Origin of the sequence: Turneriella parva DSM 21527 (genome assembly GCF_000266885.1) — a bacterium.
GTDB lineage: Bacteria > Spirochaetota > Leptospiria > Turneriellales > Turneriellaceae > Turneriella > Turneriella parva.
Window position 1 is genome coordinate 2,702,331 of record NC_018020.1, and the last position, 14,867, is coordinate 2,717,197.

Consider the following 14,867-nt stretch of genomic DNA (forward strand, 5'->3'; position numbering starts at 1 on the left):
ATCTATGGCAGCAAAGAAAAAGCCGGCAAAGGCGAAAGCCAAGCCCAAAGCTGAAGCAAGTAAGAAAATTGAAATCCCCGAAGGGTATTTTGGCGAATTTGGCGGCAGGTTTGTCTCTGACCTGCTGATTCCCGCGCTCGATGAGCTGAGCGCAGCCTGGAAAAAATTCAGCAACGATAAAAAATTTCAGAAAGAATTGCTCGGGCTATACAATGACTATGCCGGGCGCCCTTCGCTTCTGACCTACGCGGCGAATTTGTCGCAGCGCTACCAGGCGCAGATTTATCTGAAGCGCGAAGACCTGTTGCACACCGGGTCGCACAAGATCAATAACACACTCGGGCAGGCGCTTCTCGCGCAAAAGATGAAAAAGAAGCGCATTATCGCCGAAACCGGGGCAGGGCAGCACGGTGTTGCGACAGCGACCGCGGCGGCGCTGATGAAGATTCCCGCGCATGTCTATATGGGTTCAGAAGACCTTAGGCGCCAGGCGCTGAATGGCTTTCGCATGCGGCTTCTCGGTGCGACAGTTTCTGGAGTCGGCGGCGAACACGGCACGCTGCGCGACGCGGTCAATGAAGCGCTGCGCGATTGGGCGAAAAACGTCGATGACACGTATTACCTCATCGGTTCTGCGATTGGTCCGCACCCTTACCCGACAATGGTGCGCACGCTGCAATCGGTGATCGGCCGTGAAGCGCGCCAGCAGATTTTGAAAGCCGAAGGCAGGTTACCGCAGGCGGTATTTTCATGCGTCGGCGGTGGTTCAAATGCGCTCGGCATGTTTTACGGATTTCTGAAAGACACGAAGGTGCAGCTGATCGGCGCCGAAGCCGGCGGCCGCGCGCTGACCCCCGGTAACCATTCGGCTTCGCTTACCGCCGGCAAACCCGGCGTGCTGCAGGGGGCAATGACCTACATCATTCAGACTCCCGATGGCCAGGTGCAAGACGTGCATTCGATATCAGCGGGTCTTGATTATCCCGGTGTGGGGCCTGAGCATGCATATCTCTTGAAACAAGGTAGAACCGAATACGTTGCTGTGCGCGACAAGGCCGCGCTCGAAGCGTTTCAAGAGCTGGCGCAAGAAGAGGGCATCATTCCCGCGCTCGAGTCGGCGCATGCCGTCGCCGCTGCGAAGAACTACATCGCCGATCTGCGCAAGCAGGGAAAAAAGAATCCTTTGATTCTGATCTGTCTTTCGGGTCGCGGCGACAAAGACGTGCAAGAGGTCGAACGCCTGCTCGCGCTGCCGCAAGAGCCTGAACTGCCCGAAGACGCGCCTGCCGCACCGCAGTTCAATACGGTTCCGACAGTGAAAGTGGTAGCGGCCGGCGAATAATCGCTGGCGCGATTATTCGCCGGCCGCATATATGAAAATCGGTTCGCCGCACAGATGTCATCAGTGACAGCGTCAAACCCAGCGACGTCCTGTCGCATTGGACTCGGCTACGATATACACAAAACCGGGCCGGGCGATCATGTTTGGTTGGGGGGAGTCAAAATCGATGCGGCGTTTTCGCTGGTCGGGCATTCTGACGCCGATGTGCTGCTGCATGCCGTGACCGATGCGATTCTCGGCGCACTTGGTGATGCAGATATTGGCCACTACTTTCCCCCGTCAGATGAACAGAACCGTCACAGAAAAAGCTCTGACTTTGTGCGCTTTGCGGCAGAACGTATGCAATCCGCCGGTTACAAAATCGGCAACGTCGACTGCAATGTAATTTGTGAACTGCCGCGCATCGCGCCGGTGCGTGAGGTGGTCAGAGAATCGCTCGCCGACTTGCTGGGCGCGTCGAAGTCGCAGGTGAGCGTCAAAGGGCGCACCAACGAAAAACAAGATGCCGTGGGCGAAGGGCGCGCCGTCGTCTGCCAGGCAATCGTCTTACTCGTACCCGCAACATGAGCCCGTATATTGTTCTGCTCGCGCTTGCGCAGGCGATTCTGCAATCTTCAAATATTCACCTGACCACGACAGGCTCGCTTGTGGCGCTGGCGCTCACGCAGAATGAATCGCTTTCAACGTGGCCAGCGTCGGTTTCGATCAGCGTGATGCTGCTTATCACGATACCCGCGTCACTCATTATGGCACGTTACGGTCGTAAGGCGGGTTTTGTCGGGGCAATCGTCGTGGGCACATTCGGAGCATTCGCCACGGTCATCGGCATCACAGAGCAGAGTTTTGCGTGGTTCATCGGTGGGGCCGCGCTGATGGGTGCAACTCTCGCATTTGCCAATTTTCTGCGCTTTGCCGCCGTCGAACTCGTTGGCAGCGAGTGGCGTGCGCGCGCGATCTCTTATGTTCTCACCGGTGGCGTGGTCGCTGCCATCGTCGGCCCCTACCTTTCAAAATGGGGATATACCCTGGTGCCGCAGCATGGCTTCGCAGGGGGATATCTCTTGCTGCTGCCTCTTTTTGCCCTGGCGCTCATTCTGCTGCTCTTCGTCAGGTTTCGGCCGCCGACGACAAAGCCGGCGGCAGTCAGAAATTCTCTCGGGCACCTGTTGCAGAGCCGCCGTTTTCTGACGCTGGTTTTTCTGGGCGCGGGAGCTTACGTGGTGATGGCGATGATCATGACGGCGACACCGCTGGCGATGCACCACCACCATCTCGGCTTTGAAGCGACGACCGAGGTGATTCGTTCGCACATTCTGGGCATGTTCGTGCCTTCTTTTTTTACCGGCCATCTGATTCACCGCTTCGGCGTTCGCCGCATTGTGATCTCTGGCGCGATTCTTTACGGCGTCTGTATTCTCATCAATTTTCAGCCACCTTCTTACTGGACATTCATGTCTGCGCTGATTCTGCTCGGCATCGGCTGGAACTTTCTGTTCGTTTCGGCGAGCCAGCTACTCACGACTCTCGTCGAACCTGAGCACCAGAGCGCCGCGCAGGCACTCAATGATTTTGTCATCGCGGGTGGCACTGCCGCTGCAATTGCGATGACCGGTGCATTACACCATTTTGCCGGCTGGCAGGTGCTAAACCTCTGGTCGGCTCCGCTGGTTGCCTTGCTGGCGGTCGCGGGTTATTCTCTCGGCAAGCAACGGCCAACCAACAAGGCAGCGTAGCCACCCCGGCGGTCGGCTTTAGTGGAATCCGCTGACAATGCGGTGCAGCAGAAATTCGCGCCCGGCGAGGTCGGGGCCGTCGATGATGAAGAGCCACGTCTGGTCACGGCCTGTGGGGCGTGTCGCGTTGGGGGTGTGCAGAAGAATCAGCGCGTGCGATTCTTGCTTTTCGCCGAGATATTCGGGTCGCTTTGCCGAGGTGTAATGTAGTGCATAGAGTTCTGCGTCACGGCTGCGCATGACCTGCTGCAGTGTCAATGGTTCACCTTTCAGGCCGCGGCTGCGCAAGAAACCCTTTTGGGTATAAAAGTAATTCGCGAGCGCCTGGTTAAGCTCGGCAGGCATGGCCTTGAAGGCAACAAAGGCCATTCGGGTTTCACTCGCGCTGTCGACAAAGACACGCAGATCGGCAATATTTGCGAGATCGGCGATGAGGTTGCTTTCGCTGCCCCTCTGCCAGAATTCGGGCACGTGAAAAGCCACGTCACCCGTGCTGCAGACCGTGCGACCACCATGATAGCTGCAGTCTATGCCTGCAGAATTTTCGATCTGCAGCAGTGCATTGCGCCGGTTCTCGATGATGGCGCTGAACGCATCGTATGACATAAAACAGAACAGAATGACCGCCGCCGCGCTGATGCTTTCGCCTGTCGTGCGCCATCGGCCTAAAAGTACCAGAACGAGTGCAATGCAGATGATGGCAAACGCCGCGAGCGGCATGAGTCTCGCGCTGGCGCTCGGCAGCGCGAATGCAAGCACCAGACACAGCAGGGCGCTGCGCACGTGAGATTCAAAGCCACGCGACTTGAATATCAGCCAGGCGCCGCCGCTAAAAACTGCAGCAAAAATCGCGCTGTATAGAAAGAAACCCCAGCCGTGAATTACCGTGCCGAGAACAAGAATGCCCACCGCGAGCATGCCGAACGTGAAAACGTCAACTTCGGTTGTTGACCCTCGAAAATGCGATATGCGCTGACCCGCCGAGCCGGCCCGCGGTGCAGCACCCTCACCGCTCAGCCGGTCGAAGAAATCGGCGATGCGGTGAAAAAAACGGCCGAGCCTCGAAGAACGTTCTGGTTCTTGTGTGCCGGCCACAGCTGCGGTTAAATTTTGATGAACCGCGCTTCAACAATAAATTCTTTCTGCCGAATTGTCTCGAGCAGAGACTTCGATATTTCGTCGTCGAGGCCCAGAAAAGTGCGCGCTTCGCCGCCCTTCTTGCCGCGCGAGAGTTCCATGCTCGAGATGTTGATGTTGTGTTCGCCGAGCAGCGTGCCGAGTTTGCCGACGACGCCCGGCGTGTCGGTATTCAGAACATAGAGCAAATAACCTTCGGGTTTCAGTTTTATCGCGTTGCCGTTGAGCTCGGTGATCACCCCACCGGTCGCACCGACAGCGGCCTTAAGGCTGAGGCGCTCTTTTTCATCGTAAACCGTCATTTCGAGAATCGAAACTTCTTTTTCGGTTTTTTCAACCTTGCGTGCGGTAACGCGCATCGACCGTTCTTTCGCGAGCAGCGGCGCATTCACGAGATTGACCTCGTCACCCATCGCGACCGAGAGCAAACCTTTTGTCAGGGCAATCTCGAGCGGATTCAGATTTAGTTCTGTGAAGCCGCCGCGATACGAAATCTCGATATCTTTTATGGGGCTTTTCATCACCTGGCCGACAAATGAGCCAACTTGCTCGCACAGCTCGAACCAAGGCGCGAGTGCGTCCATCGAAGTGGGGTCGATCGTGGGAAAGTTGAGCGAGTTGCGTGCGACACCGTTCTTGAAATACGCGACCATGGATTCGGCCGTCTCTTTTGCAACTTCGATCTGCGCTTCGTCAGTCGATGCCCCGAGGTGAGGAGTCAGAACGATATCTTCGTGGTCATACAGCGGCGAAGTGGCGGGCAGTGGTTCTTCGACGAAGACGTCGAGACCTGCGCCACCGATGATGCCTTCTTTGACACCTTTGGCGATCGCCGCTTCGTCGTAGATGCCGCCGCGCGCGCAGTTGATGAGGCGCACACCTGGCTTGAGCAGCGAAAGATTTTTTTCGTTAACCAGCCCCCGGGTCGCATCAGTGAGCGGGGTGTGTACGGTTATGAAATCCGCCTGTTTGAGAATCGTGTCGATAGGCACCAGGTCAATTTCGAGCGAGGTCAGGTGCTCACTCGGAATATAGGGGTCGAAACCGAGAACCTGCATCTGCAGACCTTTACCGCGTTTCACCACTTCTTTGCCGATGCGGCCGAGGCCAATGACGCCGAGCGTTTTGCCTGTGAGCTGCGAACCCTGAAACTTTGATTTTTCCCATTTCTTATCTTTCATCGACGCATGCGCCTGAGGCACCTTGCGAGCTAGTGCGAACATGAGCGCGATTGCCTGTTCGGCGGTCGAAATTGAATTTCCCGCCGGGGCGTTCATGACGACGATGCCCTTCTGTGAGCACGCCGGAATATCGATGTTGTCGACACCGACACCCGCGCGAATGACAACCTTTAGCTTAGATGCCTTTTCGATTAGGGCCTTGTCGACTTTGCTCGCCGAGCGAATGATGAGACCTTCGACTTCGGGTATCACGGCTTCGAGCTCTTCGCGGCTGGTCTTCTTGCGGTAATCGATCTCGAAGAGGCCTGAGGCCTTGAGTATGTCGACGCCGTCCTGGTCGAGGTTGTCAGAGATGAGAATTTTAGGCTTTGCCATAAGGTAACCCACCCTAAATGTGCTTTGCGACGTGGCGTAAATAAAATAGGCCACCCAAGCTCCGGGCATGCCCGGAGCTTGGGTGGCCGCAAAATTCCGATGCAACTAAATGACTTTAAATTTCCCCGGTTTGAATATTGGTTCTACTTCAAGGGCCTCTGGCGAGAGCGGGGTGCAAAGGCCATTTACAAGCAATTTCAGAAACACCTACGCCGGCCATTCAGTCGATCGCTGGTGACCCGATATTCATCCCCTCCTTATGGTAAGGGACTCGAAATCGGCGTCGGTGCGCGCACGATTGCGCCCGTTTCGCGAACCCTGCTCGCCGACGGCTATGAATCGCATGGCAATCACCGGTCGATTGCGCAGACCTATTTCCCCGCGGCGGCGATCCCTTTTGCCGATGAAACATTTGACTTCGTGCTCAGCGAGCATACACTCGAGCATATTGGCAATGCACTGCGTGCGCTCACCGAATGGAATCGCGTTCTGCGGCCCGGCGGACACCTGATTCTCTTTCTGCCGCACAAAGAGCGCACGAACGACCGCTTGCGAGAGCGAACGCCGCTTGCGCATCTAATCGAAGATTTCCAGAAGAATATCCCCGACGATGATACCACGCACGTAGAAGAGTGGATTCAGAACGTCACGAAGGCCGGGGGCATACCTGAGCATTACCGGCATGTACCCACAGCCGACCTTGCGCGCACAGGTTCGATTCACCACCACGTTTGGATTGCCGCCGACATTAAAGAAGCACTCGAATACCTTGGCCTAGAAATTGTTTATTGCGATGAACGCGTGATCGATCGTACCGATTCATTTGTCGTCGTTGGCCGTAAGCGGTTGTGACCATGAAACGGGCAGCGGTCGTCATAGTTACCTATAATAATCCGGCGTTTTTGGGTATTTGCCTGGCTTCTTACAAGAATCAATCCTACAAAAACTTCGCAATTTTTATCGCCGATGACGGATCGAAGCCAGACACGAAGGCAAAGATAGATCAGTATCGAAAGATTCTACCGCAGCCTATTACGCACTTCTGGCACCCCGATGTCGGCTACCGTAAGGCGCAGATTGTGAACCATGTGTGGCGCACGCTTGACCCGGCCGAGTTTCCCGTTGTTGTTAACGTCGACCATGACACGGTGGCGCACCGCCGCTTCGTCGAAGACCATGTCAGGCAGCACGACGCGTCTGACAATTTGCTGTTCATGGGGCGCCGGGTTAACCTCGGCCCTGCAGTGACACTGACCTATACAGAAGAAAATGCCACTCAGTTGAACCATGGTTTACCATGGCGGCTGGTCAAGGCTGCGCTGAAAAAAGATGTCGAAGACCCCAATCGCGCAGTGCGCATCTCGACGCCGTGGCTGCGTCGCTTGCTCGGGCGCGACAAAGTGCCCGATCTTCTGGGTTCGAATTTTTCGATCAGCAATACTCTGCTGAGGAAAATCAACGGTTACAATGAAGAGTATAAGCACTACTGGGGTGAAGACGGCGACCTATTCGTGCGCGCGCGCAACAGTGGTGCTGAAATTTCTGGGTCACGCTCGATTGCGTTACAGTACCACCTGTACCACAAGATGCTGAGCCCCGACCCGGTTGCCGTCGAGAATTATTACAAGGTTTTGATCCCCGGAAACGATTACCAATACTGCAACCAGGGGATTGCAGGCAGCAAGGAGAACACGAGCGATGTCATTATTCACAAAGCCTGAGGTCGAGCGCGACAAGATCGACATTCATATTCTCATTCGCTGCGGCATCGGTGACACGCTGGCCTACCTCGCGCGCCTCGACAGCCTGTTGAAGCTGCACCCAAATGCGCGCGTCTATTTTCACGTCGGCGGATTTCGTAAGATACCGGAAATGATCGCCGAGCTGCTGCTACCCGACCGCCGCGTTTATGGCGTGAGGCTGCTCTACGGCTACGACCGGCAGTCGCCGCGGCTCGAAAAAAAGGTTTTGAAAAAGATCCGCAGCATCGCGGTGCCCGGTGACATCGTTGAAAGCTGGACTCCCGACGAGTACCCGTTGCGCTACCCGCTACAGCAACCCTTTATGCCCGAACTATTTCCCGAAGACCATGCAGCAGCCGATGAGTTTTTGCGCAGAAACAACCTGAAAGCAGGCGAAGCGCTCGGCATTCACCCGATCACCACGCGCGGCAATGCTGGCGCGTTTGACGAAAAACGTTACTGGCCGCAGGAAAAATGGCATGCGCTGGTCGATTACCTGCAGCGCAAAGGTGAGCGCCTGCTGCTGTTCGGCGCCGAGGGCGAGGAGTACGGCTTGAAGGTAGACGGTCAAAATATCATTTCGGCGCAGGGCCTGCCATTGCGCACGACGATTGCATTGCTGACCCGAGTCAAAGGTTTGATCGGTACAAACTCCTGGTGCTGGGAAGTCACCGCGTATTCGGGCAAGCCGATCATTTCACTCTGGTTCACCTTTCCGCAGAATATACGCCTGTACCGGCCTGAGAAGGCAGACCACACGCAATTCTTCACAGAAAAATCGACCAGCGTTGAAGAGGTTACAGCAGCTTACGAGCGCCTGTTTCTGCGTTAGCCAGCGAATACGCGCGTTCTACTTTCGCCACGCGCAGGTGAAAGTTTTTGTACCACTCGGTGCGACCCCGCAGCCGCGCCACCGCATGTTCAGCATGCGACTTCCAGGCCGCGATGGCTTCTTCGTCGCGCCAGTAAGAAACCGTAATGCCAAATCCCGACGCATCGCGGGTGGATTCAACGCCCAGAAAGCCATCCATCGTTGTTGCCAGTTCAAGCATGCGGCGGGCAACCTGTTCGTATTCTGCGAGCTGATCGCTGTGCTGGTTTGAGAAAATAACCGCGAAATACGGAGGTTCTGGCGTCTGCGCGAAACGATCCATGATTCTTAAGGCGTCGCCAGTACGTGCGCGAACCTTTCCCGATTCTCGACCAGGTATTGAGGAAATGTCTGGTCGAGGGGCACAAGCTTGTGCATACTCTTGTTATCCAAAAAGATGCTCTTGCCCGCTTTGATTCGCTGGCGCATCGAGGCCGGGTTCTTATTCTCGTCTGTGTTGGCCTCAGAATGTTCGTACGATTCGAGCTTGAGCGCGATGCGTTCTACGTCACCGATCGAGGTGAAATGCCAGCCGGCATCGCGCGCAACTGTCACACTCAAGCCGCCTGCGTGCGGCCGCGTGACCACGGGACCTGCTGTCCCCTGTACCCTGGATTCTGGCAGGTCGTGCAGCAGGCGCATCTTCTTGATCGATTTACCAATCTCGCAGAAACTGTTAAAATCCAGCATCACCGAACCGCGCCACCAGCCGAGGCCATGGGCATTGTACTGCGCGACGCACTCGATGCCGTGCGTGTCGTAGTCGGTGCAGATGTTGTTCAGATAATACGCATAGAGGCGCTGCTCAAACACAGTGACACCGGGTTTGCCTGCGGCTTCACGCACCGCCGCCGCTTTGGGTATTTCATCGACATCTGAAAAGATCACCGTGTCACCCGGGCCAGCATCGTAGAGGCCACGCACAACCTGGCCCTTCTGGTAGTCGCTCACTACCCAGGCATCGGGTCGACGCCACTTGTAGAAGAAACCTGGCAGTTCGTCGACAACCACATGCCTGATCTTGGGCAAAAACTTTGTAAAGCGCTCTTTATTCTGTTCGAAAATAAGATCCTTCGGTTTTTTCTGGAAGGTATGCCGCGCTTCGGCGAGAATAAAAATATCCACAACCGGATCGAGCTCGTTCAGGCGTATCTCGAGCAGTTCGAGTTCGTTAAAAAACGGGAACATATCGTACACGCGCGGTGTTCTTTTATTGCTCATGCATTTGCCTCAGTACGGTCATCAGGCTGCAAGTTCCAGGTAAACATCTCGCGTGGCCGCTGCTGCTTTTTGCCAGGTGAATTGCGCTGCGCGGAGTTTCCCTTTTTCCGAGAGCGAGCGGCATAGTTCAGAGTTTGTCGCGAGAGTGTCGATCGCACTGCGCATCGCGGCAACCGAATACGGGTCAACGGTCAGCGCGGCCGCCCCCGCAACTTCGGCCATCGCACCAATATTGCTGGTGATCAGGGGACTGCCTAGCGCGAAGGCTTCGACGATCGGCAGGCCAAAACCTTCAAACACCGAAGGGTAAATTGTGAAGAGTGCGTTCTTATAGAGCGCAACAAGCTGAGCCGAGCTTAAGCCGCGTAGAAAAAAAATGCGGTCGCGTGCCAGTGATACCTTCGCACGTGCATAAACGGCTTCATGGTTAAAGCCCTGGCCCCCCGCGAATACCAGCAATTGTGAACTTGCACCGCGCGCATTTTCAAAGGCTTCAATCAGTCTCACCCCATTTTTTCTTTCTTCGACCGAACCGGGGCAGAGGATAAAATTTCCCGGCTCAAGATTGCCGGGAAGCTTTTGTGCCGGGGTGTCTGCAAGCTGCAGCACCTGGTCAGCTCCGTGTGGTATAACCCTGATGCGGTCATGCGCTTCGGGAAAAAATTGAAGCATATGCTCGCGCCCGAATTCTGTCGGCACGATTATCCGTTCAGGCCTCAGTTTGTTGATCAGGTAGCGGTTATTGTCCATGCCGCGCTGCTGAAAGCGCGGGTCGCTGAGGCCGGTTTCGAAAACACTCAGGTCATGCACGGTCACGACGCGTGGCAGGCGGCGTGTGTTGGGAACTTTAAAATCGATGCCGTGGTAGACCGCCTTGCGGCTGAGGCACCAGTCGCTGAACGGAGGAATGTAAGTCTTGATTTTAAGATCCGCATGGCGTTTGATGAAATGGCGCCGCTTGAGCCGGCTGAGCTTAATGAGTCCCGTGAATTCGAGGTCGTCGTATTGCTGCAGCGCGCGCAAGAGGTTCGCGCCGTAGACAACAATGCCGGTAGCGTGTTCCGATGCGAGCGCGTTGGCGTCCCAGTAGACGAGCACAGGGTGTTTTTTCTGATACCGATGGAGTGCAAAGCACTCCATCGGTATCAGCTATTCAGAAAGGACAACGTCAACTTAGCCAGTTTCTCAGACTGCTCCATCGGTGCCATGTGGGCGGCCCCGTCGATGAGCGCATAGCGCGAGTCGCGAATCGTGCGGTGCATCCAGCTGCCGATCGATTCGGGAAAAAAACCGTCGTAGTTGCCCCAGACAACCAGCGTCGGCGTGCGAATTGCCTCAAACTTCTTGATCTGTTCTTGCTTTCGCATTTCGATGTATTCTTCGCTCGAAATATCACCCATCATATCGAGAAATATCTTATGGTACCATTTGCGGTTCGCCGCGAACTTCATGTAGAGATAGTTCTTCACCGGAAGCGGGGCCTTGTGCGGGTCAGAGAAAATCAGATTGAAGAAGTCACGAAAGTCTTCATACGAAGAAACTTCGAACGGGTTGTGGCCGTTGAGAATGCGCTCATAAATATTATCGCCGTCATTCGTGGGCACGAGGCCCGCAGCAGAAATGAGAATCAGCCGCTGCACCCGCCCCGGAATCTTGCCCGAAAGTTCAGCGGCAATGGCGCCCCCGAGCGAATGCCCTGCGAGCACAAACCGGTCAAAGTGCATTTTGTCGGCAAAACGCGTCACCCAGGTTTCAAACTGGTCGAGGCTGTAGGTGACACGCGCTGGCTTTTCGCTGTCGCCGAAGCCCGGTAGGTCGGGTGCGATGACGTGAAACCTTTTCGAAAGGGCATGGGCGTATGGCAGAACGCCGTCTTTGCTGTCGGCAAACCCGTGCAGCAACAGAAGCTTCGGCAGTTGCGGTCGCCCCCATTCGAGATATTTGACGGTGATATCTCCCAAAAAAGCGCTGCCCAGCCGTGCCCCCGTCGCTTTGCGGCGCACGCCGATATAGGTGTTGTAGAGATTTTCGCCTAGGTTCCAGCGCAGGCTCTCTGGCAAAAGTTTCGTATAGAGCGTCTGCAGCAGAAAATCGAAATCAACCAGTGCCGAATCGGGTGAGGGTAAAGTCTGCGCCAATGCCATTACCCACCGTCTTTTTGGTGTTCAGTCTGCAAAGTTAAAATTTGAACATTTGTTCACCAATGGCGCGTGATTTTTGTGGGCTCGGGAAATTCGCAAGCAGGCGTTTCGCCGCTTTAGCAGCAATTTTCGCAGAAAATTGCGAGGCTTGCGAATTTTCCGTCGTGCCCGATATGCAAATCAGATTTTGGGCCCACGAAATTCCACGCGCCTGGGTAAAGGTCTCATCACTGGCAGGGCTAAATGGCAAAATTCGGGAAAGCGGGCGAAAGCCCGTTCAATCCGCAAACTGCTTCAGCGACTTCTTGAACGCGAGATATGAGGATTGATATTTTTCATAAGCCTTTTTATCTGCATACTCTATCCCGATCACCCAACGGATTGTACCGTCTTCATTGGTTGTCTCGACATACGACCGGGTGAAGCCTTGCTTTCGTGGCGAAATCGTGTACCAGCGCTTTTTGAAGCCACCGGTAGTTTCGGTCTTTTCAGTTTTTTCTGTTTCGAGTTCGGGTTTGACGGCGATATCGGGCGTCTCGCCTGCCCATTGCGGTGAGAAGATGTAGAATTTCACCAGGCCATCGGGCGAGACGAAAAAGGCGCTGTCAAATTCATGCGGCATGCCACTCGATTGTATTGAATTCTGTATCTTGAAACCGGCGGGGTAGTGCACTTCGAACCAGGCACCCCGGTATTTCTTCGTGCCGGCAGCTATGAGCGTTGCCGTAAGGCAGAGAGCAGCGAGCAGCGCCAAGATGCGTTTCATGAGGGCAAGGGGCGTCTGCGACGAAGCCTGCCAACTATTTTCAGCCACGCAGGCTTCGCCTCTGCTTGCGGAACCGAAGGTCACTGTAATTTTGCGATTGCATTTCTGTTTACCCGGCGCGCGAGATATGTTTATCGGTGCCAGCCGCTGTGAGACTTCGTCATATACACCTCTTTCTTTTATCGTGCGTCGTCGGTGCTGCCCTGGCTTGCCGGGGCGAATCAAAGTTTGTACCAGAACTGGCGCACAGCGATCTTGTGCGCGGCGCCGATGCCACGCTCAGAAATTTCACTGCTGAGGCTTTTCGCAAAGGGTCGATGCTCTACCGCGTGGCAGCTCAGCAGGGTTATATTGTGCAGGTGAAAGATGAAACACACCTCTACGATCTGCGAATTGAATATTTCGAAACCAACCGCAAGTCGAAAGACTTCGGCAAGGCGACGATCATTACTGCCAAAGAGTGCAAGATGGAGCAGGGCAACCGCTTCATGACGATTCGCGGCGACGTTCTGGTCGAAGCGCCGCATGGCCGAAAGCTCAAAACGCAAGAGCTTTTCTGGGACGAAGCCAAAAACTCGCTTTATTCAAACGTACCTGTCACGGTGCAAGATGGTTCTGGCAACGTGCTCACCGGCACGCGCGGTATTGTGACCGATCGCTCGCTCAGCCGAACTGTTTTTAAGGGCGGTGTCGGTGCGGGCAGTGGTGGCTTTTAGTGTCGCTCGAACAGAAGTCGCATAACCGCGAGACGCTGAAGAACTCTTCGATCTTTTCGCTCTTCACCTCGATGTCGCGGGTGCTTGGGCTGTTGCGCGATATGCTGAAGGCATATGCGTTCGGTACCGGGCCGCTGTCTGTTGCCTTTGATATTGCCTTTCGCCTCAACAACATGCTGCGCAACCTGGTTGCCGAAGGTGCGCTGTCGCAGGCATTCGTGCCGCTCTACAACCGCTACGCGGCCGAGGGTGAGAATAAGGCGCGCGAGGCTGCAGGCGTCGTGATTGTGTTTGTTGCGATTACCATGACGCTGGTTACCTGCGTGGTGATCTTTGCGCTGCCCTATCTTATGCCGCTCTTGCTTGCGAGCGAACACATGCCGGCCGACCAGCTGCAACTCACGATAAACCTCAGCCAGTTGCTTTTCCCTTATCTCGTGATGATGAGCGTCGCATCGCTCTACATGGGCATACAATATTCTCACAAGATATTCTGGGCAGCGAGCTTTGGCCCGGCGCTGTTGAATATTGTTATTTTGGTGTTTTTCGGCGCTTATGCCGCTTGGGTGCGCCTGACGCATGGCGCCTTCGACGTGACTTCTGTCTACGTATTTTCAATCGCGACCCTCGCGGCGGCAGTCGCTCAGGTGGCCTTTCAGATCTATACCGTTCACCGCCGCGGCCTGGCACCGCGTTACAGTTTTTCGCTGAAGCACGGAGCGTTAAAGGCTCTGGGCTCGATGATGCTACCGGCAGTTTTTGCAGCGTCGATGCAAGAAGTTGGCCAGCTCATCGACGTGTATCTCGCGACGTCGCTCAGCGACCGCGTGCCTGAAGCGATCTCTGCGCTCACCTATTCGCATCGCCTGATTCAGCTGCCGATCGGTGTTTTCGGCGTCGCGGTTGCGACAGCCAGCCTGCCACAGCTTTCGAAAATTTACCAAACTGATGCAACAGGCGAGACGTTCTCAGGCAGCCTTGCCTACTCGGTGAGGCTTAACTTCTTCTTTCTATTGCCCGCGGTCGCCGGTCTGATGGTTTTCAGCGAGCCGATTGTGCGTGTCATCTTTCAGCGTGGCGCTTTCACCGGTCGATCGACCGAAGTCACGGCGCTCGCGCTGATGTGTTATGCCCCTGGCATTCTCGCGTATTCGCTGCAGAAACTTTTCACTATTTCGCTCTATGCGCGCATGAACACACATACCCCCGCGATCATCACGGCCGTTGCGCTTGTCATGAATTTCGCTTTAAGTCTCTTTCTCATGCAGTCGATGCTGCACGGCGGTCTTGCTGCAGGCTCGGCCATTGCAGCATGGTGTGGAGTTCTCATTTACATCGTCGTTTTGCTGCGGGGCAAGGTTCTGCGCTCCCCCATTACGCTATTGCAAGACCTGGCGCGTATTTTTGCCGTGAACCTGGTATTCGCAGGTTTGCTCGTGGCGCTGCGCCAGTATGTCTTTCCCGAGCGGGCTTTGTTGCAACTCGCAGTGGCGATACCTGTGGCTATGGCGGCATACGTAGCTCTTGCGCGCGTGGCGCACATAGCCGAGGCGCATGTGCTGACGGAATTTTTGACCAGACTGCGGCGACGTCTGCCATTCTAATTCTTACTTGGCACGCCAACGGGCGTGCCAAGTAAGAA

16 protein-coding genes are annotated in these 14,867 nt (G+C 55.3%); 8 read left to right on the top strand and 8 right to left on the bottom strand.

The annotated features are described in order from the left end of the window. Positions 1 to 4: 4 nt before the first annotated feature. From trpB to TURPA_RS13030, 3 genes are read left to right on the top strand one after another with little or no spacing between them, the layout of a single operon-like run. The gene (gene trpB / locus TURPA_RS13020) at positions 5 to 1,342 is read left to right on the top strand and encodes a tryptophan synthase subunit beta (protein WP_014803771.1); all 1,338 of its coding nucleotides are present in this window, start codon (positions 5 to 7) and stop codon (positions 1,340 to 1,342) included. Positions 1,343 to 1,396: 54 nt separating this feature from the next. Continuing rightward, positions 1,397 to 1,909 carry a 2-C-methyl-D-erythritol 2,4-cyclodiphosphate synthase gene (gene ispF, locus TURPA_RS13025; protein WP_014803772.1) on the top strand — a complete coding sequence of 171 codons (513 nt, stop codon included), beginning with the start codon at positions 1,397 to 1,399 and terminating at the stop codon, positions 1,907 to 1,909. Then, the gene (locus tag TURPA_RS13030; protein ID WP_014803773.1) at positions 1,906 to 3,075 is read left to right on the top strand and encodes an MFS transporter; all 1,170 of its coding nucleotides are present in this window, start codon (positions 1,906 to 1,908) and stop codon (positions 3,073 to 3,075) included. Before ispF ends, TURPA_RS13030 begins: the two co-directional genes overlap by 4 nt. A gap of 18 nt (positions 3,076 to 3,093) precedes the next feature. Here the strand turns inward: TURPA_RS13030 and TURPA_RS13035 are convergent, their stop codons facing one another. Together TURPA_RS13035 and serA are read right to left on the bottom strand one after the other, a co-directional pair. Continuing rightward, positions 3,094 to 4,170, bottom strand: a complete 1,077-nt coding sequence (locus TURPA_RS13035; protein ID WP_014803774.1) for a hypothetical protein — start codon at positions 4,168 to 4,170, stop codon at positions 3,094 to 3,096. Positions 4,171 to 4,178: 8 nt separating this feature from the next. Further along, positions 4,179 to 5,768 (bottom strand): phosphoglycerate dehydrogenase, encoded by a 1,590-nt coding sequence (gene serA / locus TURPA_RS13040; RefSeq protein ID WP_014803775.1) that lies wholly within the window; start codon positions 5,766 to 5,768, stop codon positions 4,179 to 4,181. Positions 5,769 to 5,867: 99 nt separating this feature from the next. On the opposite strand from serA, the gene TURPA_RS21950 reads away from it, so the two are divergent. Genes TURPA_RS21950 through TURPA_RS13055 form a run of 3 tightly spaced genes read left to right on the top strand, consistent with a single transcriptional unit; the run spans position 5,868 to position 8,342 of the window. Then, positions 5,868 to 6,620 (top strand): class I SAM-dependent methyltransferase, encoded by a 753-nt coding sequence (locus tag TURPA_RS21950; protein ID WP_014803776.1) that lies wholly within the window; start codon positions 5,868 to 5,870, stop codon positions 6,618 to 6,620. Between the two features lie 2 nt (positions 6,621 to 6,622). After that, positions 6,623 to 7,489, top strand: coding sequence for a glycosyltransferase (locus TURPA_RS13050; RefSeq protein WP_014803777.1), 867 nt, complete (start codon positions 6,623 to 6,625; stop codon positions 7,487 to 7,489). Further along, the gene (locus tag TURPA_RS13055) at positions 7,467 to 8,342 is read left to right on the top strand and encodes a glycosyltransferase family 9 protein (protein ID WP_014803778.1); all 876 of its coding nucleotides are present in this window, start codon (positions 7,467 to 7,469) and stop codon (positions 8,340 to 8,342) included. The genes TURPA_RS13050 and TURPA_RS13055 overlap by 23 nt, the downstream gene beginning before the upstream one ends. On the opposite strand, the gene TURPA_RS13060 is transcribed toward TURPA_RS13055, so the two are convergent. Genes TURPA_RS13060 through TURPA_RS13085 form a run of 6 tightly spaced genes read right to left on the bottom strand, consistent with a single transcriptional unit; the run spans position 8,308 to position 12,509 of the window. Further along, positions 8,308 to 8,664 (bottom strand): antibiotic biosynthesis monooxygenase family protein, encoded by a 357-nt coding sequence (locus TURPA_RS13060; protein ID WP_014803779.1) that lies wholly within the window; start codon positions 8,662 to 8,664, stop codon positions 8,308 to 8,310. The two genes, TURPA_RS13055 and TURPA_RS13060, sit on opposite strands and share 35 nt — an antisense overlap. Positions 8,665 to 8,669: 5 nt before the next feature. Continuing rightward, positions 8,670 to 9,602: a glycosyltransferase family 17 protein gene (locus TURPA_RS13065; protein WP_014803780.1), complete on the bottom strand. Its 933-nt coding sequence runs from the start codon at positions 9,600 to 9,602 to the stop codon at positions 8,670 to 8,672. Between the two features lie 21 nt (positions 9,603 to 9,623). Beyond that, entirely contained in the window at positions 9,624 to 10,700 is a 1,077-nt protein-coding gene (locus TURPA_RS21955; protein WP_157210495.1) for a glycosyltransferase family 4 protein, read from the bottom strand. Between the two features lie 47 nt (positions 10,701 to 10,747). Continuing rightward, entirely contained in the window at positions 10,748 to 11,746 is a 999-nt protein-coding gene (locus tag TURPA_RS21960) for an alpha/beta fold hydrolase (protein ID WP_014803782.1), read from the bottom strand. Between the two features lie 34 nt (positions 11,747 to 11,780). Then, a complete protein-coding gene (locus tag TURPA_RS13080; protein WP_041948512.1) occupies positions 11,781 to 11,993 on the bottom strand; it encodes a hypothetical protein in 213 nt (70 codons plus the stop codon). A 27-nt stretch (positions 11,994 to 12,020) separates the two neighbouring features. Further along, the gene (locus TURPA_RS13085; protein WP_041948513.1) at positions 12,021 to 12,509 is read right to left on the bottom strand and encodes a hypothetical protein; all 489 of its coding nucleotides are present in this window, start codon (positions 12,507 to 12,509) and stop codon (positions 12,021 to 12,023) included. A gap of 149 nt (positions 12,510 to 12,658) precedes the next feature. On the opposite strand from TURPA_RS13085, the gene lptC reads away from it, so the two are divergent. Beyond that, complete coding sequence (gene lptC / locus TURPA_RS13090) at positions 12,659 to 13,225, top strand: LPS export ABC transporter periplasmic protein LptC (protein WP_157210496.1); 567 nt, start codon at positions 12,659 to 12,661, stop codon at positions 13,223 to 13,225. Continuing rightward, positions 13,225 to 14,829, top strand: a complete 1,605-nt coding sequence (murJ, locus tag TURPA_RS13095) for a murein biosynthesis integral membrane protein MurJ (protein ID WP_014803785.1) — start codon at positions 13,225 to 13,227, stop codon at positions 14,827 to 14,829. The genes lptC and murJ overlap by 1 nt, the downstream gene beginning before the upstream one ends. Positions 14,830 to 14,867: the final 38 nt, after the last annotated feature.